1 protein-coding gene is annotated in these 281 nt (G+C 62.6%); it reads right to left on the bottom strand.

The genetic code is table 11. The annotated features are described in order from the left end of the window. A partial coding sequence (locus J4G32_RS21455; protein ID WP_210497772.1) for a hypothetical protein occupies positions 1-281 on the bottom strand: 281 nt, incomplete at both ends.

The raw sequence follows: 281 nt of genomic DNA, 5'->3' as shown, positions 1-281 counted from the left end.
GCAAAAGCACCAGCACGCCAACGCCTGCGGCGGAATCAAGCGCGATAAGCAGGGCGGCGATGACGAACATCCAGGCTACTGGCGTCAGCAGCGATGAGACTTGACGCCCGTGGCCTGCCAGCGCCATCTGTACGGCGCGTTCCGGAACGCGCGTCATCCGGTCGACAAAACCTTTTCCGGCGGTTGTCTGGCGCTCATGCGCGTCGTCGGATTTTACCGCCTGCGTTGTTGGCCATAGCGTACGTTGTTCTGCCGGGGCAAGGGCGAGAAAATCCCCCTCG

Origin of the sequence: Microvirga antarctica (assembly GCF_017921815.1) — a bacterium.
Classification (GTDB): Bacteria; Pseudomonadota; Alphaproteobacteria; order Rhizobiales; family Beijerinckiaceae; genus Microvirga; species Microvirga antarctica.
Note: the sequence above shows the minus strand (reverse complement) of the source record. Positions and strands in the feature narration are given on the sequence as shown.